A 24,231-nucleotide genomic window follows, 5' to 3' on the forward strand; every position below is an offset into this window, starting at 1 on the left:
CTCGATAGTGAAATGCACCGACACCCCCCGCGTCGGCCACGGGCGCGATTGTGACAGATGCGCTGCGGCATCGGTGTGACGCGCCCTTAACGTTTGCGCATTGACACCCCCGAACCCGCGTGGAGCCGACCTTGACAGCCGACCCATCAATAAACGCCGGCGCCTGTCGTCAGCCAGCCGGCGTTGTCTTTGAAGCAAGGCGCTTCTTAGGGGCGACCGAGGAAATCCATTTTGCCGATCTCCACGCCGTTATGGCGCAGCAGTGCATAAGCGGTCGTGATATGGAAATACAGGTTCGGCAGCACGAAGCCTCGCAGGTAATCAATGCCCGAGAACTGCAGCTCGCGCGTCGGGCTCTTGAGCGTGATCTGGCGATCTTCGCTGCCGGCAAATGCCGCGGGGTCGATGCTGTTGACGAACTCCAGCGTCTTGGCAATGCGCGCCTTCAGCTCTGGAATGGTCGTCTCCACATCCGGGTACGACGGCACCTCGTTGCCCGACAGACGCGCCGCACCGCCCTTGGCCTGGTCACAGGCAATCTGCACCTGCCGCGGGAACGGATGCATGTCCGGCGCCAGACGCGCGGTCATCAGATTGACCGGGTCGAACTTCTTCGCCTCTGCGTGGGCAGCCGCCTTGTCGAGCAGGGCCGACAGGTTACCCAACATGCGGTTCACGGTCGGGACCAGAAACTCGTACATCGAAGGTGTGGTCATGGAAGTGATTTCCTTGGTATCCATCGTTGTGGCCGCCAGCGATTCTCTGCACGACTCGCCGGCGCCGCGCTTTCTTGCGCAGGGCACAGTGTAGGGCAGCGATTCGGCCGCTGCATGAAGCACGCGCACGCCTCGTCATGAGGCATTTGGCACGAGATCAGTGCGGCGAACGCTCTTGACGTGGGCTGATCGACGGGCTCGCCGGCATCTCTCGCGTGGCATGGCTATTGCATGGGCAAGGACAAGGCCAACGGCGGCCTTGATCCACCTTGGCACATCGCGACAACACGCTCCGCAAGGAGCGTCCGGGGCAACGGCGCTCCGAGGCGACACGGCACGACCCGGGCACCCGGAGAGTCGCCGTCTCGCTTCGGAGCGCTTTTTTTCTGGCCATCGCGGCTGCGCGTCGACACCACCACCAAGGCAATGACATGAACGCTTCCACCACCCAGGCTTCCACGTCCGACGTGTCCGTTGAGACCATTGGCGAGCTGATCAACCTGTCCGGACGGCAACGCATGCTGTCGCAGCGGATCGTGCTGCACACGGTGTTGGCCGCGCAGGGTCACGCCGCTGCGCTCGACATCGCGCGGTCATGCCTGGCGACATTCGCATCGGCCCACACCGATCTTGCCGAGGGCAATAAACGCCTGCCCGGAGCATTCTCGGAGGCGTTGCGTCAGCTCTACTTCGGCAAACTTCGTGGTGACGCGCGCATCCGCGAGTTCATCGTTCTAGTCAAAAGCGCGATCGATACCTTGTCGACCGGCGCGACCCAACGCAACGCGTCGCTTGATGCACTGGTGGCACAGGCCACGCCCATGCTGGAACTGCTGCAGACCATTACGCAGGCCTATCAAGAGGAGATGCACGTGTGCGAAGTCGCACTGCGCAAACGCCAGGCAGAAATTGCCGCGCACCTCGGGCGCATCTCGATGCAGGCCAACATCGTCGCCATGAACGCGCGCGTCTCGGCAGCAAGGGCGGGCCCATATGGGCGCGAGTTCTCAGTGATCACCACGGTGCTCGCGGACATCATCCAGGAGATGGACCAGTTGATCCGCAATGTCGTCGGAACCGACGATGCCGCACAGCCCGGCGCCGGCACACGCCGGTCATCGACGCCGGCATCGCGCACATTCGGGCACATGTCGCTGCGTTGATCGTGAGACGGAGAACCGCTTGAAACCCTACCTGCAATTCATCCGCTTGCTTGTGTGCTCCGCCCTGCTGTCTGGGCTGATTGGAAGCGCCTGCGCGCAACCGCTGACGATCAACTCAGCCATCAACAAGGCGGGCCGCCAGCGCATGCTGTCGCAGCGCATGGCCAAGGCGTATTGCCAGATCGGCCTGGGCGTGGAGGTCGAGCGATCGAAGAAAATTCTTGAGCAGTCCGTCGCACTCTTTGATCGGCAGCTTACGGAGTTGAAGGCATTCGCGCCCACACCCGAGATCAAGGACACCTACGCCAAACTTGAACAGTCGTGGCTCATCTACAGGCAGTTGCTGACAGCCGGGGACCCGAACATCGACAACGCGAAGAAGATCGCCCAAGCCAGCGAAGACGTGCTGAAGCTCGCGCAACAGGGCACGGTGTTGCTGGAAAAACAATCGGGCACGGCGACGGGCAAGCTGATCAACGTGGCGGGCCGTCAGCGGATGCTTTCGCAGCGCATCGCCAAGCTAAGCATGTTCCGTGCGTGGGACATTACCTCTGCGCAGATGACGCAGGATCTCGCTTCAGCCATGAAGGAGTTTACGGCCGCTCAGGTCTTCCTCACGTCTGCGCCGCAGAATTCCGGGGCGATCAATAACGAGCTGCAACTGGCCAGCACGCAATGGCTGTTCTTTGCCGACGCGCTCAAACAGACGGAAGGCACGCGCGCGGAACAGTTGCGCAACGTTGCCACAACCAGCGAGCGCATTCTTCAGGTAATGGATGACGTGACCGGTCTGTACGAGGGGCTGGCCAAATAGCTGAGCGCTACGACAGCCACTCACGCAGCGCTTGCCACGCCACCAACTTTTGGGCGTACGGCACGGCTGCATAAGCTGGACTGCTGGAAGGGAGTTTGAGGATGGTGTGCCGGTCGCCGATGTCGCCCAGCGCCTTCGCACCAATGCGCGCGGCGGTGCCGCCGTTGAAGGCGATCACCGCCAGCTCGGGTAGCGAAGCAATAAGGCTGGCCAGATCATTGCCGGCATGGTCGCGGATCTTGCTGTCGAGACTGCCATCTCGCCTGGCCTCGGCCACCACATCCCACAGGCCGATGCGATGGGCGAGCAGCGCCTTCAAGCGCGCGGCGTATTCCATGCCCGGCAGGTCCTGGCCGATCACCTCGCCGGCCAGGCGCCAGAACTGGTTGTGCTTGTAGGCGTAGTACTGCGATTGCGCAAGCGATGCTTCGCCGGGCAGGCTGCCCAGGATCAGCACGCGCGTGTGCGCGTCGACCACGGGCGGAAAGCATCGTTTGAGCGTCACGCTCGTCGTCAGGCCAGCAGGCGGTTCACGCGTTGCACGTACGCCGCCGGGTCGGCCAATGCGCCACCCTCGGCCAACAGTGCCTGGTCGAACAGCACATGCAAGCGATCTTCAAACGCGGCGCGGTCGGCTTCGTTGCCGGTCACGGTTTCCAGCAGCGCGAGCTTGCGCACCAGCGGGTGCGTGGGGTTCAGTTCCAGCACCGGCTTGCTGTCGGGCGCTTGTTGGCCGGCCTGCTTGAGCAGACGCGCCAGCGTGCCGCTGATATCGCCTTCATCGGCCACGAGGCACGACGGCGAATCGGTCAGTCGATGCGTGATGCGCACGTCCTTGGCCTTGTCGCCCAGCACCGCCTTGGCACGCTCAACCAGCGCCTTGAACTCGCCCTCCACCTTGGCGTGCTCGGCCTTCTCGGCCTCGTCTTCCATCGCGCCCAGGTCGAGATCGCCACGCGCCACCGACACCAGTTCCTTCTCTTCGAAGTCGTGCAGGAACGAGAGCATCCATTCGTCCACGCGATCGGTCAGCAGCAGCACTTCCACGCCCTTCTTGCGGAAGATTTCCAGATGCGGGCTCGACTTGGCAGCCGTCCAGTTTTCGGCCGTCACGTAGTAGATCTTGTCCTGACCTTCCTTCATGCGGCCGATGTAATCCGCCAGCGAGACGGTCTGGGCGCTGTCTTCGTTGTGCGTGGACGCAAAGCGCAGCAGCTTGGCAATGCGGTCCTTGTTGGCCTGGTCTTCGCCAATACCTTCCTTGAGCACTTGGCCGAAGTTCTGCCAGAACGTGGCGTACTTTTCCTTCTCGGCCGCGTCATCCGACTCGGCCATCGATTCGAGCATGCCGAGCACACGCTTGGTGGAGCCTTCCCGGATGGCCTTCACATCGCGGCTTTCCTGCAGGATTTCGCGCGAGACGTTCAGCGGCAAATCGGCCGAATCGATCACGCCCTTCACGAAGCGCTGATAGGCCGGCAGCAGTTGCTCGGCGTCGTCCATGATGAAGACGCGCTTGACGTACAGCTTCAGGCCGCTGCGGCGCTCGCGGTCCCACAGGTCGAACGGCGCGTTGGTCGGGATGTACAGCAGTTGCGTGTATTCGCTGCGACCTTCCACACGGTTGTGCGTCCAGGCGAGCGGCTTGCCGTTTTCGTGGGCGATGTGCTGGTAGAACGCGATGTACTGCTCGTCGGTCACGTCTGCGCGCGGGCGTGCCCACAGTGCGCTGCCCTGGTTGATGGTTTCCCATTCGTCCTGGGCCACCATCGTTTTCTTCTCTTCGTCCCACGCTTCCTTGCGCATCTGGATCGGCAGGGAGATGTGGTCCGAATACTTCTGCACGACTGACTTCACGCGCCAGGCGGAGAGGAAATCGTCCTCACCCTCGCGCAGGTGCAGCGTGATGGTCGTGCCGCGCTCGGCGCGTTCGATGGTGTCGACGGTGAATTCGCCGTCGCCGGTGCTTTCCCAGCGCACGCCTTCATTGGCGGCCACGCCGGCGCGGCGCGAGTCCACCGTCACGCGGTCGGCCACGATAAACGCCGAGTAGAAGCCCACGCCAAACTGGCCAATGAGAGCCGCGTCCTTCTGCTGGTCGCCCGACAGCTGGCTGAAGAACTCGCGCGTGCCCGAGCGGGCGATGGTGCCAAGGTTGTGGATGGCCTCATCGCGGCTCATGCCGATACCGTTGTCGGCAATCGTGATGGTGCGCGCGGCAGCATCGAAGCCGATGCGGATGCCAAGCTCGCCACCGCCTTCCAGCAGCGACGGGTTGGCGATGCCCTCAAAGCGCAGCTTGTCCACCGCATCCGACGCATTGGAAACCAGCTCCCGCAGGAAGATTTCCTTGTTGCTGTACAGCGAGTGGATCATCAGATGCAGAAGCTGCTTCACTTCTGCCTGGAAAGCCATCTTCTCGTGCGGTGCGCTCATGGTGTGCATAAAAAGTCTGGAAAGTGGAAAGAGAAGCGGGCTACACGTTGCGCATGCGCCCGCATGAATTTGTGAGGCTAGATAAGGCGTGGCGGCCGGTTTTCAAGCCCCGCGATCGAGCTGTTCCGCCAGGAACCGGAGCAACTCCGGATCGGCGCTGGTCGCAATGTTGAAGCGCATCCACGTCGACGGCATCTGCGACGGCGAAAACAGGCTCCCGGGCGCAAACACATAGCCTTGTTCGTGCCCGGCGCGGGCAATGGCGTTGGTGTCCTGACCGGTATCGGCCCAGAGAAACATGCCGGCCCCCTGCTGCGCAAACAGCTTCAGGCCCATGCGCTCCAGGCTGCGCTGCACGCCGTCGCGGGCGCGGTCCAGACGGGCGCGTATGCGTTCGACATGCTTGCGGTAATGGCCTTCGGTCAGGATCTTGTAGAGCACGCGCTCGTTGATCTCGGGCGTGACCAGACCGGTCAGCAGTTTGCCGTCGACCAGGTTCTTGGCCAGCTCGGGGTGGCAGGCGATGAACCCCACGCGCAGGTTGGCCGCCAGCGTCTTGGAGAAGCTGCTCAGGTAGATCACGCGTCGCAGCTGGTCCAGACTGGCCAGCCGTGTCCCGGGATGTCCGGGCGGGGCGAGATCGCCGTAGATATCGTCTTCGACGATCAGGAAACCGTACTGCTCGGCCAGCCGCAGCAACTGAAACGCCTTGGCCGCCGACAGCGACGTGCCCGTCGGGTTATGCAGGATCGAGTTGATGATCAGCAGCTTGGGCCGGCGCACCTGCACCAGCCCCTCCAGCGCCACCAGGTCGGGCCCCTCGGCGGTGTACGGCACGCCGATCACCTGCGCCCCTTGCGCGGCAAAGCGGCCGAACATCAGGAACCACGCCGGATCGCCCACCAGGACCGTATCGCCGGGCTGCACGTACTGGCGCGCGATCAGGTCCAGCGACGAGGTGATGCCCGAGGTCATGACGATCTGGTCCGGCCGCGCGCCGATCTCCAGCTCCGCCAACCGCGTCTGCAACTGCTGGCGCAGCGGCAAAAAGCCCTGCGGCGATCCCCACGCCAGAAACTGGTTGCCGTTCTGCCGGCCGAGCGTGCGCAGCGCGTTGGCGATCAGCTCGCCGTCGAGCCAGCCGTTGGGCAGAAAGCCGATGCCCGGCGCCTTGCGTGGCTCGGCGGAATGGAACATGTTCCGCAGCAGCCACGTCACGTCGATCTTGCGTGCGGCGGTGGGAGGCGGTGCGACCGGCTCCTCGGGCAGCGGCGTGTGGCGCTCTTTCACATAGAAGCCCGAGCCCCGGCGCGATTCCAGATATCCCTGCGCCACCAGCCGCTCGTACGCCTCCACCACGGTAAACCGCGAAATGCTCTTCTCCTGCGCCAGTTGCCGGATCGACGGCATGCGCATGCCCGCGCGAAACACCCGCTCATCAATGCGCATGCGCGCCCACTCGGTGAGCTGATCCACCAGCGTCATCTGCGCCGACGGAATCGGGTCAGGCAACTGCTCCGCCGCTGGGCGGGCGGCCGCGCGACGGGCGTCCAGGCTGATGATGTGAGAAGTGGAATTCATGACGGGGTAGGCTGAAGCGGGCCGAAAACTGTACAGAAAGCGCCACGACAAAGTGTACAGGTACTGTACAGACACAGTTCGGTAGGATCAAGGTCAGAATTCCGCCCACACCGAACCGGAGACATCACATGCCCACGTTGAAACGCTTTGACGAAGACGCCTACCGCGCCACCTGCGACGCCACGGTCGTCGCCGTGCATCCGGAAGGCATTGAGCTGGACGCGACGGTGTTCTACGCGCGCAGCGGTGGCCAGGCTGGCGACACCGGCACGCTCACCCTGGCCGATGGGCAAACCATCGCGATTGCCGACACCGTCTACAGCCCCGATCGCCAAACCGTTCTGCATGTGCCTGCCGACAACGCTGGCCTCACGCTGCTCGTGCCCAGCACGCCCGTCACGGCCGCCATCGACTGGGACCGCCGCCACCGGCTGATGCGGCTCCATACGTGCCTGCACCTGCTGGGCTCGCTGATTCCCGTGCCGGTCACGGGCTGCGGCATCTCGCCGGACGCCGGTCGCGTCGATTTCGACTTGCCTGAATCGACACTCGACCGCGACACCCTCACCACGCAACTGAATGAACTCATCGGCCGCAACACGCCGGTGCGCATCGATCTGATCACGCCGGAAGAACTCGCCGCGCAGCCCGAACTCGTGCGCACCATCGGCGCGGCACCGCCGGCGGGGGCATCGGCCATCCGCATCATCCATATCGACGGCATCGATCGCCAGCCGTGCGGCGGCACCCATGTGCGCGCCACCGGAGAAATTGGCCGCGTGGTCGTCACCAAGATCGAAAAGAAGAGCCGCCAGAACCGACGCGTGGCTGTGGCGTTTGCAGATTGAGCGGCCGCCATGAACAAGTCCGCCGCCCTGCCCATGCAACACGTCGACCACGCTGAACGCCGAGGCCTGCTGCTCGGCTTCATAGGCGTGGCCATCTTCAGCCAGACGCTGCCGTTCACGCGCATGGCCGTCGCCGAGCTGGATGCCACATTCGTGGCGCTGGCGCGCGCGGTGCTGGCAAGCGCGCTGGCGCTGGGCCTGCTTGCGGCAACCGGCGCGTTTTCTGCGGCCAAACGCCCGCACGGCAATCAGTGGTGGCAACTTGCAGTGACGGCGATGGGCGTGGTGGTGGGTTTTCCGCTGTTTTCATCGCTGGCCATGCGCGATGTACCGGCCGCCCATGGCGCCATCATCACCGGCCTCCTGCCGCTTGCGACCGCCATCTTCGCCGCCTGGTTCGGGCGCGAGCGGCCGTCCGCAGGGTTCTGGCTATGCGCCGTGGTGGGCAGCGTGCTTGTCGTTTCTTTTGCGCTGTTGCAAGGTGCCGGCGCCCTCCACCGCGCCGATTGGCTCCTCTTCGCCGCGATGGTGACAGGCGCCCTCGGCTATGCCACCGGCGGCAAGCTCGCGCGCGAACTGGGCGGCACGCAGACGATTGCCTGGGCGCTGGTCGTCTCGCTGCCCGTGCTGCTGCCGCTGGTGGGCGCGCTTGCGTGGCTGCCGTCCACACATCAGGCCGAAGCGCTGGCGCATGCGTCGTCCCGCGCCTGGATCGGGCTGGCTTACGTGTCGGCCTTCTCCATGTTCATCGGCTTCCTGTTCTGGTATTCCGGCTTGGCAGCGGGCGGTGTTGCGCGGGTCGGCCAGATACAATTGCTGCAACCTTTCATGACATTGATCGGCGGCTGGCTGCTGCTGGGCGAATCGCTCGATGCGCCGACCGTGCTGTTTGCGCTGGCCGTCATTGCCGTGGTCGGCATCGGCCGGCGCACGTCGGTCCGCCGATAGCAACGTCTTCCCTCTTTTGTTGACCGCACTTACCAAGGAGTCTTCATGACCGCCTCGCACGACGCTCAGGCCAAGCTCAAGCAACTCGGCATCGAACTGCCCGCCGCCGGCGCCCCCGCTGCCGCCTACGTCATGGCCGCGCAAACCGGCAATCAAGTCTTTCTGTCCGGGCACATCGCCAAGAAAGACGGCAAGCCGTGGGTCGGCAAGCTCGGCGCCGATATGACCACCGAACAAGGCAACGCAGCCGCACGCGCCATCGCCATCGACCTGATGGCCACGCTGAACACGCACCTGGGCGGTGACCTCAGCCGCGTCAAGCGCATCGTCAAGGTGATGAGCCTGGTCAACTCCACCCAGGAGTTCACCGAACAGCACCTGGTGACCAACGGCGCATCGGAGCTGTTTGCCGACGTGTTTGGCGACGCCGGAAAGCATGCCCGCAGCGCCTTCGGCGTCGCACAGATTCCCTTCGGCGCCTGCGTCGAGATCGAGCTGATTGCCGAAGTCGCCTGAGCGATCTGAGCCGCGCTTTTCACTACAGTCTCTAAGGTGGCGGCCCAATGTTAGACGGGCCGGTTGCCTGCTATTCTCATTGTTTTGCCCACCCACGGCGCCTGCTCACGAGGTGGGCGCCGCAACACTAGGACCACACCATGGACCACACCGCCTGTACCTTCTCCAGCCGCGCTCAGAAACTGACCAGCTCGGCGATCCGGGAAATCCTCAAGATCACCGAACGTCCTGAGGTCATTTCGTTTGCCGGTGGCCTGCCCGCCCCCGTCACCTTCCCGGTCGAAGCGATTCAGGCGGCGTGCGCCCGCATGTTTGCTGACAACCCGCAGGCCTCGCTGCAATACACCCCGACCGAAGGCCTGTCGGTGCTGCGTGAGTGGATCGCCCAACGTCATGGCACCACCGCCTCGCGCGTGCTGATCACCACGGGTTCGCAGCAGGGGCTGGACCTGCTCGGCAAGATCTTTATCGACCCGCAAAGCAAGGTGCTGGTCGAAACGCCGACGTACCTGGGCGCGCTGCAGGCGTTCTCGCTGTTCGAGCCGACTTATACGTCCATCGCCACCGATGACAAAGGCCTGCTGCCGGATGCGCTCACGCCAGAGCTGGCTGCCGGCGCCCGCTTCTTCTACACGATCCCGAACTTCCAGAACCCGACCGGCCGCCGTCTGCCGCTGGACCGCCGCCAAGCCCTGGTGGCCCGCGCGAAAGAACTCGGCGTGCTGCTCGTGGAAGACGATCCGTACGGCGAACTGAGCTACACCGGCGATGCCCTGCCGTCGCTGCGCTCGCTCAATCCGGACGGCGTGATCTACATGGGCTCGTTCTCGAAGATCCTCGCACCGGGCATGCGCCTGGGTTACATCATCGCGCCCGAACATATCCACTTCAAACTCGTGCAGGCCAAGCAGGCATCGGATCTGCACACGCCCAGTTTCACGCAGCGCGTGGCGTACGAGGTGTTGAAGACCGGTCTGCTCGATACGCACATCCCGAGCATCCGAAACCTCTATGGCAAGCAGTGCGAGGCGATGCTCGACTCGCTCACGCGCCATATGCCGGCCGGTGTGCATTGGAATCGTCCGGAAGGCGGCATGTTCATCTGGGTTGAGGTGCCGGAAGGCATCGACACGATGGCGCTGCTGGAAAAGGCCGTCGCGCGCAATGTGGCGTTCGTGCCGGGCGCACCGTTCTATGCCAATGCGCCGCGTCGCAATACGCTGCGGCTGGCGTTCGTGACGGTGGCACCGGAGCGCATCGAGCAAGGCATTGCCGTGCTGGGCGAGTTGATCCGCGCGGAAATTGCAGCGCTCACGCCCAAGGCCGCCTAAATTACATAACGATCCATTCCATCCATTCAAGAAAGGAGCCGTCGTCGATGCTGCGGATCTGGGGAAGACTCTCTTCGGTCAACGTTCAGAAAGTGGTCTGGTGCGCGCGCGAGCTGTCGCTGGACCATGAGCGCATCGACGTCGGCGGCGCCTTTGGCGGTGTCGACACGCCGGAATTCAAGGCGATGAACCCGAACGGGATGATCCCCGTCATCGAAGACGGCCTGAACGATTCCGGCGATACGCGCTTCGTGCTGTGGGAATCCAACGCCATCGTGCGCTACCTCTCGGCGCGCTACGGCCCGGGCAACCTCTACCCGCTCGAGCTTCACGAGCGCGCCGATGCCGACCGCTGGATGGACTGGCAAACCACGTCGTACAGCCCGTCGATGGTGGATGCGTTCATGCAGCTCGTGCGTACGCCGGAAGACCAGCGCGACGCCGAGCGCATTGAACGCTCGCGCCAGGCCGCCGAGCGCAGCACCGCCGTCCTCGAAGCTGTGCTGGCCAAGCAGCCCTACGTGGCCGGCCGCCGATTCACCATGGCCGACATCGTCTGCGGCTGCGCAACGCACCGCTGGCTCGGCCTGCCGATGGACCGCCCGGCGCGACCGAACCTCGAGCGGTGGATGGCCGAGTTGCGCGACCGCCGGGCCGCGCGGGAAGTCCTGGCGCTGCCTGTCGTCTAAGCCCGCCCGAAACCGGTTGCGGTAGCATCACCAACCGCGCACGGCACCCACGCCGGCGCGGTTTTTTGTTTTCACCGAGGGAAACCCGGATGCCATTGAACCGACCTTCCACCACCGTCGCCACGATCCTGTGGGGCGCGCTTTACCTGGTTGCCGCCATCGTGTCGCATCGGCTGAATGGGCCGGTCGACATGACGGGCTACATCTGGCTGCCGGCGGGCGTGACCATGGCCGCTTTCATGCTGCGGCCGTACCGCGAATGGCCGGGGCTGGGCGCAGCGTTTGCCGTAGCGCAACTGGCGCTGGCAGCCATTGAACACACCAACCCCGCGCACGCCATGCTCTTTGTACTCGACGAGGCGGGTAGCGCGGCGCTGGCCGTGGCGCTGGTGCGACTGGCGCGCGTGCCGCTTGAAGGGCTCTACTTCGTACGCGCGATGCTGGTGGCAGGCGCGGTCAGTGCGCTGCTGGGGGCGCTGTTCGGGGCGGCATGGTTTGCATGGTCACAAGGCGGCTCGTTCGGGCACGTACTGCGCATCTGGGCGGCATCGGATTTTCTGGGCGTGCTGATCGTCACGCCGGTACTGGCGGCATGGTCGCGCTTTCGCGCGTTCCGCTCGGGCGGCACGGACCGCACGGATTTCGTGCTCGGTCTGGCAGCCGTCGTTGCGCTGGCGCTGTCGGCGTACGTCATCTTCGATGGCAACAGCGATGCCAAATTTGGCGACGGAATCGGCTTTGCGCTGACGTACGTCCCGCTGTTCTTTGCCGTGGTCGTGGCCCTGCTGTGGGGCGGCCGCGGCGGCTCCATGGCCGTGCTGCTGCTCACGCTGGTGGCGCTCACACAAACCGCCGAGGGCGACGGCCCCTTCGCCGTGCTGGATCACCACTATGGCCAGTCGCTGCTGGAAGCGCAGCTGTACCTGGGCATTGCCGCGCTGCTGGTGCTGCTGGTGAGCGCGCTCAAGACCACGCGCGAACAACTGCACGAGCAAAGCGCGCAGTGGCAGAACCGCGTGGAACTGGCGTTGGCGGCGTCGGGCCAGCTCGTCTACACCATCGACCCCGCCAGCGGCCGCATCGACTGGGGCGGCGACGTGGCTCTCGTGTTCGGACACGAACCGGCGAGCATGGCGTCGATCTCGACCGTGCTGCAACTGGTGCATCCGGATGACCGCGACGCGCTGCGTGCGCGCTGGCTCGGCGCAGCCGCGCTGGAAGACGAGGCCGCGACGCCCGCACGCCGCCAGACGTTGCGCATCACGGCGCGCGACGGCACGCTGCACACCGTGGTGGACACCGGTCGCCCACTGACGGACGCCGTTGGCAACACGGCGCTCGTAACCGGTACCTGGTCGGTCGAGACCGCACTGTGACCTCATCGGCGCCCGGCAGCACGGCTGTGCTGCTGATCCATGGCCTGGGCGGCACGGCCTACGACCTGGGCGTGCTGCAGAAAGCGCTGCGCAGCGCTGGCGCCGTCACGCACGTGCCGACCTTGCCCGGCCACGGCACGCGCCCAGAAGACCTCATCCACATGCCCGCCGAAGCATGGCTTGAAACGCTCACGCAAACGTATGAGCAGCTCGTCGCCGAGCATGACACCGTGCATATCGCGGGGATGTGTATGGGCGCATTGCTGGCGCTGGTGCTGGCGCATCGCGTTCGGCATGGCATTGCGCGCCCGCAAGACAGGCTGGCGCTGCTCGCCACGCCCATCCATATCGATGGCTGGTCCACGCCGTGGTATCGGGATCTGCGCTACGCGGTCTATCGCATCCCGGGCATGGCTGCGCGCATGCGCGTGGAAGAAGATGAGCCGTTCGGCATCAAGAACCCGCTGTTGCGGCGGATCATCAAAGCCAAGCTCGCGCGAGGTGACAGCTTCCATTATCCGTGGGTGCCGCTGGCGTGCATTCGTCAGGTGGACCGGCTGCGGCGCTGGGCGCTGGCCGGGGCGCCCGAGACGCAGTGCCAGACGCTGGTCATCCATTCCCGCGAAGACGAACTCACCAGCCTGCGCTCGGCCCAAACGTTGCAGGCCACCCTCCCCCATGCGCGCAGCGTGGTGCTGGAAAACAGCTACCACATGATCTGCGTGGACAACGACCGCGATCAGGTCGCCGCAGAGGTCCTCGGCTTTTTCGGTTTCAACCCGGCAGCAGCCAGGCGCAAAGGCCCAGCCGCCGCAGATTGATCACGACGCCGATCAGGCCGCCGGCCCTGCAGTCTCGTGCTCGTGCGCCGCGTCCAGCCGGCGCTGCCGCTCGCTGCCCTTGAACACGCCTCGCACCACCACAAAGAACACCGGCACCAGAAACACCGCCAGCACTGTCGCCGCGATGATCCCGCCCAACACGCCCGTGCCGATGGCGCGTTGGCTGGCCGATGCAGCGCCGCTTGCAATCGCCAGCGGCACGACTCCAAACGCAAATGCCAGCGACGTCATCACAATCGGCCGGAAGCGCAGGCGCGCGGCCTCCAGCGTGGCTTCGATCAGGCCCATGCCCTGCGCCACCAGATCCTTTGCCACTTCGATGATCAGGATCGCGTTCTTGGCCGACAGCCCGATGGTGGCAATCAGCCCAACCTTGAAGTAGATGTCGTTGGGCAGGAAACGCAGCGCGGCGCCCAGCAGCGCGCCCAGCACGCCCAGCGGCACCACCAGCATGACCGCCAGCGGAATCGACCAGCTCTCGTACAAGGCCGCGAGGCACAGAAACACGACGAGGATCGACAACGCAAACAGTGCCGGCGCCTGCGCCCCCGACAGCCGCTCCTCGAACGATTGCCCCGTCCACTCGTAGCCGAAGCCTTCGGGCAGACCGCGCGCAATCGACTCCATCGCCGCCATGGCCTCGCCTGAGCTATGACCGGGTGCCGGCGAGCCGGTGATCGTCATGGCCGGAAAGCCGTTGTAGCGATCGAGCTTGAGCGGCCCGACGATCCACTTCGTCGTGGTGAACGCCGAGAGCGGCACCATCGCCCCCGCGGCATTGCGCACGTGCATGCGACCAAGCTGTTCGACCGAGACGCGCTGCTTGCCGTCGGCCTGCACGATCACGCGGCGCACCTGGTTGCGGTAGACAAAATCGCCCGCGTAGTCGGAGCCGAACATCACCGCCAGCGTGCGGTTGATGTCTTCGATCGACACGCCCATCGACAGCGCCTTCTTGCGGTCCACATCGATCAGCACCTGCGGTGCATCGCCCTGGCCCGCAAACGTGACTTCCGACAGCGCGGGATGCTTGGCGGCCTCAGCGAGCATGCGGTCGCGTGCCTGCGCGAGGCGCTCGTAGCCGGCGCCGCCGCGGTCCTGCAGACGCAGGTCGAAGCCGGGCTTGCTGCCCAGCTCCGGCAGCGCAGGCGAGTTCATCGCCATGACCATCGCGCCCTTGATCTTGCCGAACGCCGCATTGGCGCGCTCGACCACGGCGTCGACGTGCTGGTCAGCGCCCTTGCGTTGCTTCCAGTCCTTGAGCGTCAGGAACAGCATGGCCGCGTTCTGGCCGTTGCCGTACAGGCTGAAGCCCGTGATGGCCAGCGTGGACGCAACGGCCGGCTCCTGCGTCATGAAGTGCTGCTCGGCCTGCCGCACCACGTCGAGCGTCTGCGCCTGTGTGGCGCCCGTCGGCAGCATGACGACGGTCATGAACTCGCCGGTGTCTTCTTCCGGCAGAAAGGCCGTCGGCAGTTGCGTGAACAGCAGCACCACCACGCCGATGACGGCGCCGTACACCACCAGCGCGCGGCCCGTGCGGTTCAGCAGCTTGGCAACGCCGCCTTGGTAGCGTGCCGTCAAACGCGCAAAGCCCCGGTTGAATGCGCCAAAGAAGCCCTTGCGCTCGGCATCGTGGCCGGCCTGCACCGGCTTGAGCAGCGTCGCGCAAAGCGCTGGCGTAAGCGTCAATGCCAGGAATGCCGAAAACACCATCGACACCGCCAGCGACAGCGAAAACTGCCGGTAGATATTGCCCACCGCGCCGCCAAAGAACGCCATCGGCACGAACACTGCCGTCAGCACCAGCGAGATGCCGACGATGGCCCCACTGATCTGCCGCATCGCTTTGGCCGTCGCCTCGCGTGGCGAGAGCCCCTCTTCGTGCATCACGCGTTCGACGTTCTCCACCACCACGATGGCATCGTCGACAAGGATCCCGATGGCCAGCACCAGGCCAAACAGCGTCAGCACATTGATGGAAAAACCCATCGGCAGCATCACCGCAAACGTGCCCAGCAGGGCGATCGGCACCACCAGCGTCGGGATCAGCGTCGCGCGCAGGTTCTGCATGAACAGCATCATCACCAGGAACACCAGCACCACGGCTTCGAGCAGCGTCTTGACGACTTGCTCGATGGCGATGCCGACAAAGCGCGAGCTGTCGTACGCCACCTCGTAGCGCACGCCGGGCGGGAAATGCGCCTGCGCTTCGTCCAGCACCACGCGCACGCGCTTGGCCACACCCACGGCATTGGCGCCAGGGGCAAGCTTGATGCCGATGGTCGTGGCCGGCTTGCCGTTCATGCGCGACAGGTAGAGGTAATCGCTGCCGCCCAGCTCCACGCGCGCCACATCGCGCAGCAGCACCATGCGGCCCTGTGCGTCCGCACGCAGCGGAATCTGGCCGAATGCATCGGGCGTGGTGAGCCCATCGTCACCGGTGACGCTCGCGTTGATGGGCGCACTGCCCGGCACGGCGCCGCTGCCGATTTCGCCCACGGTGATGCGCGCGTTGTAGCGGCGCACGGCGTCGCTCAAGTCACCGGCGGTCAGGCCCAATGCGGTCAGCTTGTCGGCATCGGGCCAGATGCGCATGGCGTATTCCGCATCGAACAACTGCGCGGTGCCAACGCCCGGCACGCGGCGCAACTGCGGAATCAAATCTGACGAAGCGAGGTCACCCAGGTCGATGCCGTCAAAGCGGCCACGCTCGGCCGTCAGCGACAGATACATCATGTAGTTCTCGGCCGCCTTCTCGATGCGGATGCCGTTGCGGCGCACGACTTCAGGCAGGCGCTCCTCGACGATCTTCAGCCGGTTCTGCACCTCCACCGCCGCAAGATCGGGGCTCGTGCCCTGCGTGAACGACAGGTTGATCGATACGTTGCCCGCCGCGTCGGACGAAGACGACATGTACAGCAGCCCCGGCGCGCCGTTCATCTCGCGCTCGATGATGGCGGTGACGGCGCTCTCCACCGTGCGCGCAGACGCCCCCGGGTAGTTGGCCGAAATGCTGACATTGGGCGGCGCGATGTTCGGATACTGCGCCACCGGCAGCTTGGGCAGCGCGAGCACGCCGGCCAGAATGATGGCCAGCGCAATCACCCAGGCAAAGACCGGGCGGTCGATAAAGAAGCGTGCCATGGTCAGCCCTTCTTCGGCTTGGTGTCAGCACGCGGTGCTGCGGGCACCGGCTTGACCGCCATGCCTGCTTCCAGCGTCTGCATGCCCGGAATGGCGAGGCGCTCTCCGCCGGACAGCCCGCTTGTCACCAGCCATTGGTCACCGGCCAACGTTTGCGCAGCCACGGGACGCACGGCCAGCGTATTGTCGGCCTGCACCAGGAACACCGATGCCCCCTGGCGGTCGCGCTGCAACGCGCCCTTCGGAACCGTCACCGCGCCCTGCTGCACGGCGTGCGAAAGCTTCACGCGCACGTACATGCCAGGCAGCAGCAGGCCGTCGGGGTTGGGCAGCACGGCGCGCATCGAAACGTTGTCCGTTGCGCGGTCCACCGCCAAGTCGGAGAACAGCAGCCTGCCCGGGCGCTCGTACGCCACGCCGTCGCTCAGGATGACCTGCACGCCGATGTCCTGGCCGCTCAATGCGGCGGCCTGGCCCTTCTTGAGCGCGCGCTGCAAGGCCAGCACTTCGGCGGCGGGCTGCGCAAAGTCCACGTAGATCGGATCGATCTGCTCGACAGTGGTGAGCGGCGTGGCAGCGTCTTCCTTGACCAGCGCACCTTCGGTGACCTGCGCGCGGCGCGAGCGGCCGGCGATGGGGGCCGTGACGGTGGCATAGCCCAGGCGCAGTTGTGCGGTTTCCAGGGCGGCACGGCTGGACACCACGTCTGCGGCGGCCTGACGCTCGGCGGATTGCGCTTCAGCGTATTCCAGCTCGCTCACGGCGCGCGTGGCGGCCAGCCCCTTGTAGCGCGCAGCCTTGTCACGAGCGATAGCGAGTTGCGCCTGCGCACGGGCAAGCGCGCCTTGCGCGGCGTCCACCTGCGCCTTGAGCGGTGCCGGGTCGATGCGGAACAGCACCTGGCCGGCCTTGACCACCTGGCCTTCTTCGTAGGCGCGCTTGAGGACGATGCCGTCAACGCGCGCGCGCACTTCGGCAGTGCGATACGGCTCAAGGCGGCCCGGCAATTCGGTCACCAGCGGCGCATCGGAGCGCTGTGCAACGACAAACTCGACCTCCGGCGGACCAGCGGGCTTGGCGGCCTCATCAGCATGCTTGCCGCACGCCTGCAACACAGTCAGGGCGCACGCGCACAACAACCACCGGGACGAACGGGAACGACGGAACAACACGGAGAACATCATGGAAAGGGGGCTGGGCGCGGCCGCGCCCGAGGTCTTGAAAAAGCGAAGCGGAAGGCTAGCACGCACATCCGCCGCAGTCTGACCGATTGATTTCCCAGTCTGATCAAGACCTTACGAAGCAGGCGCTGCGTGCGTACGCAGGCCGGCCTGCTTCTGCTTGACGCTGTTTCAGAAGACGCGACCCAGCTGCAAATACACGTTCCACACGCCCTGCGGCGCCACCGCAAAACCGAAGTACAGCGGCCCGATGGGGCTGTTGCCGCCAACAAATACGCTGCCGCTCTTCAGGTAAGGGCCCCGCCCGAAGTTGTTGCGCAACTGCCAGACGTTGCCGGCCTCGGCGCTGGCGCCGAACACCGGAGCGCGCAGGCCGAGCAGGTCGTCCACGCGCAGGTCGTACAGATACGTCAGGCGGCCGTACAACATGTACTGGCCGTTGAACTGGTCCTGCGCGTAGGCGGAAAGGTGCTGGAAGCCGCCCAGGAAAAAACCCTCGTTGGCGCCATTGCCCGTGTTGCCATCGTTTTCGCGCGTCGGGCTGTTCACGCCAAACTGGCCCGCCCCCTCCAACGCCACATTGAACGTGTGACGGCCGTAACTCGTCGCCCACAGGCCCTTGGCCTGGGCGGTGTTGAACTTCTTGTCGAGCGAACCGAAGCCCGCTTCCACACTGCTGTAGAAGTAGTAGCCGCTGCGCGGGAACAGCGGGTCATCCAGCTGATCCAGCGTCAACTGGGCGCGGAAGGCCGGCTGCTTGGCGCGAAGCGTCGGCAAGTCCAGCGCGCCTTCCTCCGTCAACGCCAGGTAATTGAACGCCGCGCTCTTGCTCATGTAGTTCACACCCAGCCGCAGTTCGCCCTTGCGGCCGAGCGGGATACCAAGGTCCACGCCGGCACGTGCGGTCTCCAGGGTCATGCTGTTGAACGGCTTGGCGTCCTTGGTCGGCGCCTCGTCGTCAAAGTAGAGATCCGAGCGCCGGCGCGAGTACTCGGCATACGGCGCCACGTAGAACCCGCGCGCCTGCCACAGCGGCTGGCGCAACTCGGTATGGATGCTCGCCCGGTTGCTGCCGAGCACGATGTCATTGCGCCACTCCAACCCGCTCTGCGTGAGCCACGGATACCGATGGCCGAGATTGACGTTGAACGCGCCGCGCCCGTCGAAGTTGGTCGACATGCCCAGCCCGAACAGGAAGAACTGGTTGCCCCACGACTTTTCATGCGCGTCGATCTTGAGCGTGTGCACGCCGTTCTCTTCCACCAGTTGCTGCGTGACGGTTTCGAAGTCGCCGGTGGTGGCCAGCGCCGACAGCTCGCGGTTGAGCGCTTCGGCGTCATACGCGTCGCCTTCGCGCACCTTGATCAACTGGCGCACGCGCGCGGGCGGCACACGGCCGCTGGTGGTCACATCGATGGCGTCGATGCGTGCGCCCGCCACCAACGTGCCCTGCGGCTCATGGGCCGTGCGGTACACGGCATACGCCTGCGGCGACAGCGACAACGTCGCGAGCTTCGCTTCAACGCCCTGCGCCGCGCGCTCGCCCTCCCGCACGCCCTGCGGGCCCTTGGCGAAATCGGTGAACGAAAGCTCCGAGAGCTGCGGCTCGATCAGCACATCCTTGCCGCGCAGCAGCGCCTTTTGCGCCCGCACGTTCTGGCCGACGAGGATGGTGATCATCTGCTGCGTCACCGCCGCCGGCGAGGCCAGGTCTTCCGGCCGCTGCAAGTCCGACCCGATGTTGACGGCGATGATGATGTCCGCCCCCATGTCGCGCGCGAGTTGCACGGGCAGGTTGCTCACCAGGCCGCCATCCACCAGCGTGCGCCCGCCCACCTCGATGGGCGCAAACAAGCCCGGTACCGCCATGCTGGCGCGCATCGCCAGCGGCAGCGAGCCGTGGTCGAGAATCACCCCGTCGCCCGTGGCCAGATCCGTCGCCATGGCCTTGAACGGAATGGGCAGGCGCGAAAACTCGATGTTGTCGGGCCACTGCGCCGTCCAGTTCTTGAGCAGCGCGAGCAGGCGGTTGCCCTGCACCAGCCCGGCGGGCAGCTTGAGCTTGCCGTCGCCATAGCCAGCGGACAAGCCGATCGGATACTGGAAATCATCCTCGCGCAGCGATTGCGGCAGCTTGGCCCGATCGTTGCGATCGAACGCGATGTCGCTCAGGTCCACCTGCGAGAGTTTCTGCTCCAGCGCATCGGCACGCATGCCGCTGGCGTACAGCCCGCCCACCACGGCGCCCATGCTGGTGGCGGCAATGACATCCACGGGAATGCGCATGCGCTCCAGCATCTTCAGCACGCCAATATGCGCATAGCCGCGCGCCCCGCCGCCCGACAGCACCAGGCCGATACGCGGCCGCGTCGATTCGGTGTTTGCCTGCGCGGGCGCTGGCGCAGTCTGGCCATGCACGGCAGGCGACAGCGCCGCCAATGCCACAAACACGGTGACCACGGCGGTAGCCAATCGGGAGCCGTGGCGGCGAAGCAGGAAGGCCGTCAGAGAAGCCATGAATGGAGGGCGAATTGGGGTGGTGGGCAGCGCTGCAGGCGCAATGATTCCACAACCCGGATTTACCCGGTGCGATTGCGTGCGCCGCGTCAACCCTCGCACCGCCGCCGATGAATACTTTTCAGGGCGAAAGTGACAGAATATTGCCGGGACCCGGACACGCTTGTTCCTACAATCCGCGTTTGCCCCTGCGAAAAGGGGCGACAGAAGACGTTCGGTATCGACAAGAACTGAAACGCCCAAACAGGAGGAGATCAAGATGTGGAATCAAGTCTATGACCCGCTCGGCAGTGCCGTGTGGTCAACCCTAGCGGCCGGGGTACCGGTTGCGGTGCTGCTGTGCTCGCTGGCGTTCTTCCATATGCAGGCGCATCTGGCCGCCGGCCTGGCGCTGATTGTCGGGGTGGGGATCGCCTCGTTCGTGTTCGGCATGCCGACCGCCATGGCCGGCAAGGCAGCCGGTCTGGGCATCGTCTCCGGCCTGTTCCCAATTGGCTGGATCGTTCTCAACATCATCTTCCTGCATCGGCTCACCACCTTGAACGGGTCGTTCAAGGTCTTACAGAGCTCGATTTCCGGCATTACCGAAGACCGGCGCCTGCAACTCCTGCTCGTGGCGTTCAGCTTCGGTGCCTTCTTTGAAGGCGCAGCGGGCTTCGGCACGCCGGTGGCCGTCACGGGTGCCATCCTGATCGGTCTGGGCTTCTCGCCGCTGGCCGCGTCTGGGCTGGCCCTGATCGCCAATACCGCGCCGGTGGCCTACGGCGCACTGGGCGCGCCACTCATCGGGCTGGCGTCGGTCACGGGGCTGGACCTGCTGCAGCTCTCCGCCATGGTCGGCCGCCAGCTGCCGTTCTTCTCGGTGCTGGTGCCGTTCTGGCTGATCTGGGCGTTCGCGGGCTTCCGCGGCATGCTGCAGATCTGGCCGGCGATCCTGGTGGCGGGCGTGTCGTTTGCGATTCCGCAGTTCCTGGTGTCGAACTTCCACGGCCCATGGCTGGTTGACGTGATTGCCGCGCTGGTGTCGATGGGCACGCTCACGCTGTTCCTGAAGGTGTGGAAACCCAAGACGATCTGGACGTCGACCGCCCTGCGCAACCGCGAAGACAACTCCCGCGTCGACCCCGAAGCCGCCGCCGAGGCGCGCGAAGCCACCACCGGCACCAACGGCAAGATCACGCGCGTGCAGGCATGGCTGCCCTGGGTGATCCTGACGGTGTTCGTCTTCATCTGGGGCGTACCGCAATTCAAGGCGTTTGCCGACGGCCTCTGGGCATTCAAGTTCGCCATTCCGGGCCTCGACAAGATGGTGCTCAAGGGCCCGCCGGTGGTGCCCAAGGTGATTGCCGAAGGCGCGGTGTTCAACTTCAACGTCCTGTCGATGGCGGGCACGGGCATCCTGGTGTCGGCCATCGTGGGCGGCCTGCTGATGGGCTACTCGCTACCGCGCATGCTCAAGGAGTACTGGAACACCATCAAGCTGACGCGCTATTCGCTGCTGACGATCTGCGCGATGTTTGGCATCGGTTACCTCACGCGCTACTCCGGTCTGGACGCGACGCTGGGCCTGGCCTTCGCCCACACGGGCGTGCTGTACCCGCTGTTCGGCACGATGCTGGGCTGGCTGGGGGTGGCGCTGACCGGCTCGGATACGGCATCGAACGTGCTGTTCGGCGGCCTGCAGAAGACCACGGCCGAACAGCTGGGCCTGTCGCCGATCCTCATGTCCGCAGCCAACAGCTCGGGCGGCGTGATGGGCAAGATGATCGATGCTCAGTCCATCGTCGTGGCCTCCACCGCCACCAAGTGGTACGGCCACGAGGGCGACATCCTGCGCTACGTGTTCTTCCACTCGCTGGCGCTGGCCTTCCTGGTGGGGCTGATGATTACCCTGCAGGCCTATGTGGAGCCCTTCACGCGGATGGTGGTGCACTGAGCGCCCGCTCTCGACGGAAGCTGAAAGCCGCTCAACCGAGCGGCTTTTTTCATGCGAATCCGACACGTCGAGCTAAAAGCCTCGCAAGGCGGGTTCCGAACTCCAACGGCGGAGCAAAAAGCCTCACGCGTCGAGCTCTGAGCTCCAACCGCCGAGCAAAAAGCCCCACGCGTCGAGCTCCGAGCTCCATCCGCCGAGCAAAAAGCCTCACGCGTCGAGCTCTGAGCTCCGCCCGCCGAGTCCTGCACTCCGTAAGCCAGCTCGCCAGCAAGGGCACTTTCACGCGCGTATCATGGGCGGCTCTTCCGCGCACGTCCCGCCCTGGGGCGTCGGTCTCCTCTTCCCCCCGACCCGACATGCTGCTGCGCCGCCTGGAAAAACTCATCGATCCGTTCCGTCCCCTGCCCGACACCCAGCCTCCGGCCAATGTCTGGCGTTTCTATGCGTACTTCCTACGTGAAGTGCGCGGCGTCTTCGCGTTCCTGCTGGTGGTGGGGTTGCTGGGTGCGCTGATCGAGGTCGCGCTGTTCGACTTCCTCGGCCGCATCGTCGACATGATCCAGGCAACACCCGGCCCGGAATTCTTCGGCCGCCACCGCAACGAGCTGTTGTGGATGGCCTTTGTGGCGCTGATCGCGCGGCCGGTCATCTTCGGTCTGCACGACGTGCTTGTGCACCAGGTCATCAACCCCAACCTGTCGAACCTGATCCGCTGGCAGAACCACCGCTACGTGCTCAAGCAGAGCCTGACGTTCTTCCAGAACGACTTTGCGGGCCGCATTGCGCAACGCATCATGCAGACCGGCTTTTCGCTGCGCGATTCCGCCGTGCAGTCGGTGGATGCGCTCTGGCATGTCGTGATCTACGCGATCAGCGCGATGGTGCTGTTCGCCAGGGCCGACTGGTGGCTCGTGGTCCCGCTGCTGGTGTGGATTGGCTGCTACATCGCGGCGCTGAGCTATTTCGTGCCGCGCGTGAAGGCGCGATCGGTCATCGCCACGGAGTCGCGCTCCAAGCTGATGGGCCGCATCGTGGATGGCTACACCAACATCACCACGCTCAAGCTGTTCGCGCATACGCAGCACGAAGAAAGCTACGCGCGCGACGCCATGGCCGAGCAGACCGACAAGACACGCCTGTCCGGCCGCATGATCAGCGGCATGGATTTCACCATCACCGCCATGAACGGCCTGCTGATCGTCGGCACGTCGGCGCTCGCGCTCTGGCTGTGGAGCGAGGGCCGTGTGAGCGCCGGCACCATCGCGCTGACCACGGGGCTGGTGATCCGCATCAACAACATGTCGGGCTGGATCATGTGGGTGGTCAACGGCATCTTTGAAAACGTCGGGCAGGTGCAGGACGGCATGCAGACCATTGCGCTGCCGCGCGCCGTGATCGATCAGCCCGATGCCAAGCCGCTGCATGTGACGCGGGGCGAAGTGCGCTTCGAGCACGTGGGCTTTCACTACGGCAAGGGCAGCGGCGTGATCGAAGGGCTGGACCTCGTGGTGCGCCCTGGCGAACGGATCGGGTTGGTCGGCCCGTCGGGTGCGGGCAAATCGACGTTGGTCAACCTGCTGCTGCGCCTGTACGACGTGGAGCGCGGCCGCATCCTCGTCGACGGTCAGGACATTGCGGCCGTGACGCAGGAGAGCCTGCGCGAGCAGATCGGCATGGTCACGCAGGATACGTCGCTGCTGCATCGCTCCATTCGCGACAACCTGCGCTACGGCAAACCCGACAGCACCGAGGCGGAGCTGATGCAAGCAGTGCGCCGGGCGCGCGCCGACGAGTTCATCCCGCAGCTATCCGATGTGCAAGGGCGACGCGGCTTTGATGCGCTGGTGGGTGAACGCGGGGTGAAGCTCTCGGGCGGTCAGCGGCAGCGCATCGCGATTGCGCGCGTGCTGCTCAAGGACGCGCCGATCCTGATCCTGGACGAAGCCACGTCCGCGCTGGATTCGGAAGTGGAAGCCGCCATCCAGGAAAGCCTGGAAACGCTGATGCAGGGCAAGACCGTGATCGCCATCGCGCACCGGCTCTCGACCATCGCGCGCATGGACCGGCTGGTCGTGCTCGATGGCGGGCGCATCGTCGAGAGCGGCACGCACGCGGAGCTGCTGGAACACGGCGGCCTGTATGCGCGGCTGTGGGCGCACCAGACCGGCGGTTTCGTCGGGGTGGACTGAG

The 24,231-nt window shown here is 65.1% G+C and carries 18 protein-coding genes; 11 read left to right on the forward strand and 7 right to left on the reverse strand.

Annotation, left to right across the window (positions count from 1 at the left end; genetic code table 11):
• Positions 1-206 precede the first annotated feature (206 nt).
• Positions 207-716, reverse strand: a complete 510-nt coding sequence (locus tag BM136_RS09600) for a DUF1993 domain-containing protein (protein WP_092971881.1) — start codon at positions 714-716, stop codon at positions 207-209.
• Between the two features lie 431 nt (positions 717-1,147).
• Between BM136_RS09600 and BM136_RS09605 the strand changes: the two genes are divergently transcribed.
• Entirely contained in the window at positions 1,148-1,879 is a 732-nt protein-coding gene (locus tag BM136_RS09605; protein ID WP_092971621.1) for a type IV pili methyl-accepting chemotaxis transducer N-terminal domain-containing protein, read from the forward strand.
• Between the two features lie 19 nt (positions 1,880-1,898).
• Entirely contained in the window at positions 1,899-2,693 is a 795-nt protein-coding gene (locus BM136_RS09610) for a type IV pili methyl-accepting chemotaxis transducer N-terminal domain-containing protein (RefSeq protein ID WP_254775645.1), read from the forward strand.
• Between the two features lie 7 nt (positions 2,694-2,700).
• Here the strand turns inward: BM136_RS09610 and BM136_RS09615 are convergent, their stop codons facing one another.
• From BM136_RS09615 to BM136_RS09625, 3 genes are all read right to left on the reverse strand, one after another.
• Positions 2,701-3,198 (reverse strand): DNA-deoxyinosine glycosylase, encoded by a 498-nt coding sequence (locus tag BM136_RS09615; protein ID WP_092971623.1) that lies wholly within the window; start codon positions 3,196-3,198, stop codon positions 2,701-2,703.
• Between the two features lie 8 nt (positions 3,199-3,206).
• Positions 3,207-5,129 (reverse strand): molecular chaperone HtpG, encoded by a 1,923-nt coding sequence (gene htpG, locus BM136_RS09620; protein ID WP_092971882.1) that lies wholly within the window; start codon positions 5,127-5,129, stop codon positions 3,207-3,209.
• A gap of 102 nt (positions 5,130-5,231) precedes the next feature.
• Entirely contained in the window at positions 5,232-6,785 is a 1,554-nt protein-coding gene (locus BM136_RS09625; protein WP_175537109.1) for an aminotransferase-like domain-containing protein, read from the reverse strand.
• A 53-nt stretch (positions 6,786-6,838) separates the two neighbouring features.
• Here BM136_RS09625 and BM136_RS09630 point away from each other — a divergent pair, with 53 nt between their 5' ends.
• The 7 genes from BM136_RS09630 (at position 6,839) to BM136_RS09660 (ending at position 13,239) form a co-directional block, all read left to right on the forward strand.
• A complete protein-coding gene (locus BM136_RS09630) occupies positions 6,839-7,558 on the forward strand; it encodes an alanyl-tRNA editing protein (RefSeq protein WP_092971625.1) in 720 nt (239 codons plus the stop codon).
• A 9-nt stretch (positions 7,559-7,567) separates the two neighbouring features.
• Positions 7,568-8,506 (forward strand): DMT family transporter, encoded by a 939-nt coding sequence (locus BM136_RS09635; protein ID WP_092971626.1) that lies wholly within the window; start codon positions 7,568-7,570, stop codon positions 8,504-8,506.
• Positions 8,507-8,551: 45 nt separating this feature from the next.
• On the forward strand, positions 8,552-9,022 hold the full coding sequence (locus BM136_RS09640) for a RidA family protein (protein WP_092971627.1): 471 nt from the start codon (positions 8,552-8,554) through the stop codon (positions 9,020-9,022).
• A 140-nt stretch (positions 9,023-9,162) separates the two neighbouring features.
• A complete protein-coding gene (locus BM136_RS09645) occupies positions 9,163-10,353 on the forward strand; it encodes an aminotransferase-like domain-containing protein (protein WP_092971628.1) in 1,191 nt (396 codons plus the stop codon).
• A 47-nt stretch (positions 10,354-10,400) separates the two neighbouring features.
• The gene (locus tag BM136_RS09650) at positions 10,401-11,042 is read left to right on the forward strand and encodes a glutathione S-transferase family protein (protein WP_092971629.1); all 642 of its coding nucleotides are present in this window, start codon (positions 10,401-10,403) and stop codon (positions 11,040-11,042) included.
• 89 nt (positions 11,043-11,131) lie between these two features.
• On the forward strand, positions 11,132-12,418 hold the full coding sequence (locus BM136_RS09655) for an MASE1 domain-containing protein (protein ID WP_092971630.1): 1,287 nt from the start codon (positions 11,132-11,134) through the stop codon (positions 12,416-12,418).
• Positions 12,415-13,239 carry an alpha/beta hydrolase gene (locus BM136_RS09660; protein ID WP_092971631.1) on the forward strand — a complete coding sequence of 275 codons (825 nt, stop codon included), beginning with the start codon at positions 12,415-12,417 and terminating at the stop codon, positions 13,237-13,239. Before BM136_RS09655 ends, BM136_RS09660 begins: the two co-directional genes overlap by 4 nt.
• A 12-nt stretch (positions 13,240-13,251) precedes the next feature.
• On the opposite strand, the gene BM136_RS09665 is transcribed toward BM136_RS09660, so the two are convergent.
• From BM136_RS09665 to BM136_RS09675, 3 genes are all read right to left on the reverse strand, one after another.
• Complete coding sequence (locus BM136_RS09665) at positions 13,252-16,407, reverse strand: efflux RND transporter permease subunit (protein ID WP_092971632.1); 3,156 nt, start codon at positions 16,405-16,407, stop codon at positions 13,252-13,254.
• Between the two features lie 2 nt (positions 16,408-16,409).
• Positions 16,410-17,591, reverse strand: a complete 1,182-nt coding sequence (locus BM136_RS09670) for an efflux RND transporter periplasmic adaptor subunit (protein WP_092971633.1) — start codon at positions 17,589-17,591, stop codon at positions 16,410-16,412.
• A 168-nt stretch (positions 17,592-17,759) separates the two neighbouring features.
• Positions 17,760-20,105, reverse strand: coding sequence for a patatin-like phospholipase family protein (locus BM136_RS09675; RefSeq protein WP_092971634.1), 2,346 nt, complete (start codon positions 20,103-20,105; stop codon positions 17,760-17,762).
• Positions 20,106-20,364: 259 nt separating this feature from the next.
• Here BM136_RS09675 and BM136_RS09680 point away from each other — a divergent pair, with 259 nt between their 5' ends.
• Positions 20,365-22,041 (forward strand): L-lactate permease, encoded by a 1,677-nt coding sequence (locus BM136_RS09680; protein WP_092971635.1) that lies wholly within the window; start codon positions 20,365-20,367, stop codon positions 22,039-22,041.
• A gap of 356 nt (positions 22,042-22,397) precedes the next feature.
• Positions 22,398-24,230, forward strand: coding sequence for an ABC transporter ATP-binding protein (locus tag BM136_RS09685; protein WP_092971636.1), 1,833 nt, complete (start codon positions 22,398-22,400; stop codon positions 24,228-24,230).
• The last annotated feature ends 1 nt before the right edge of the window (position 24,231 follow it).

This window comes from Ralstonia sp. NFACC01, from assembly GCF_900115545.1.
Taxonomy (GTDB): domain Bacteria; phylum Pseudomonadota; class Gammaproteobacteria; order Burkholderiales; family Burkholderiaceae; genus Ralstonia; species Ralstonia mojiangensis.

Excerpts from the sequence above, each read along its gene's own strand:
- BM136_RS09600 (WP_092971881.1), bottom strand. The coding sequence starts at position 716 with ATGACCACACCTTCGATGTACGAGTTTCTGGTCCCGACCGTGAACCGC.
- BM136_RS09605 (WP_092971621.1), top strand. The coding sequence starts at position 1,148 with ATGAACGCTTCCACCACCCAGGCTTCCACGTCCGACGTGTCCGTTGAG.
- htpG (WP_092971882.1), bottom strand. The coding sequence starts at position 5,129 with ATGAGCGCACCGCACGAGAAGATGGCTTTCCAGGCAGAAGTGAAGCAG.
- BM136_RS09630 (WP_092971625.1), top strand. The coding sequence starts at position 6,839 with ATGCCCACGTTGAAACGCTTTGACGAAGACGCCTACCGCGCCACCTGC.
- BM136_RS09635 (WP_092971626.1), top strand. The coding sequence starts at position 7,568 with ATGAACAAGTCCGCCGCCCTGCCCATGCAACACGTCGACCACGCTGAA.
- BM136_RS09640 (WP_092971627.1), top strand. The coding sequence starts at position 8,552 with ATGACCGCCTCGCACGACGCTCAGGCCAAGCTCAAGCAACTCGGCATC.
- BM136_RS09645 (WP_092971628.1), top strand. The coding sequence starts at position 9,163 with ATGGACCACACCGCCTGTACCTTCTCCAGCCGCGCTCAGAAACTGACC.
- BM136_RS09650 (WP_092971629.1), top strand. The coding sequence starts at position 10,401 with ATGCTGCGGATCTGGGGAAGACTCTCTTCGGTCAACGTTCAGAAAGTG.
- BM136_RS09655 (WP_092971630.1), top strand. The coding sequence starts at position 11,132 with ATGCCATTGAACCGACCTTCCACCACCGTCGCCACGATCCTGTGGGGC.
- BM136_RS09665 (WP_092971632.1), bottom strand. The coding sequence starts at position 16,407 with ATGGCACGCTTCTTTATCGACCGCCCGGTCTTTGCCTGGGTGATTGCG.
- BM136_RS09670 (WP_092971633.1), bottom strand. The coding sequence starts at position 17,591 with ATGATGTTCTCCGTGTTGTTCCGTCGTTCCCGTTCGTCCCGGTGGTTG.
- BM136_RS09675 (WP_092971634.1), bottom strand. The coding sequence starts at position 20,105 with ATGGCTTCTCTGACGGCCTTCCTGCTTCGCCGCCACGGCTCCCGATTG.
- BM136_RS09680 (WP_092971635.1), top strand. The coding sequence starts at position 20,365 with ATGTGGAATCAAGTCTATGACCCGCTCGGCAGTGCCGTGTGGTCAACC.
- BM136_RS09685 (WP_092971636.1), top strand. The coding sequence starts at position 22,398 with ATGCTGCTGCGCCGCCTGGAAAAACTCATCGATCCGTTCCGTCCCCTG.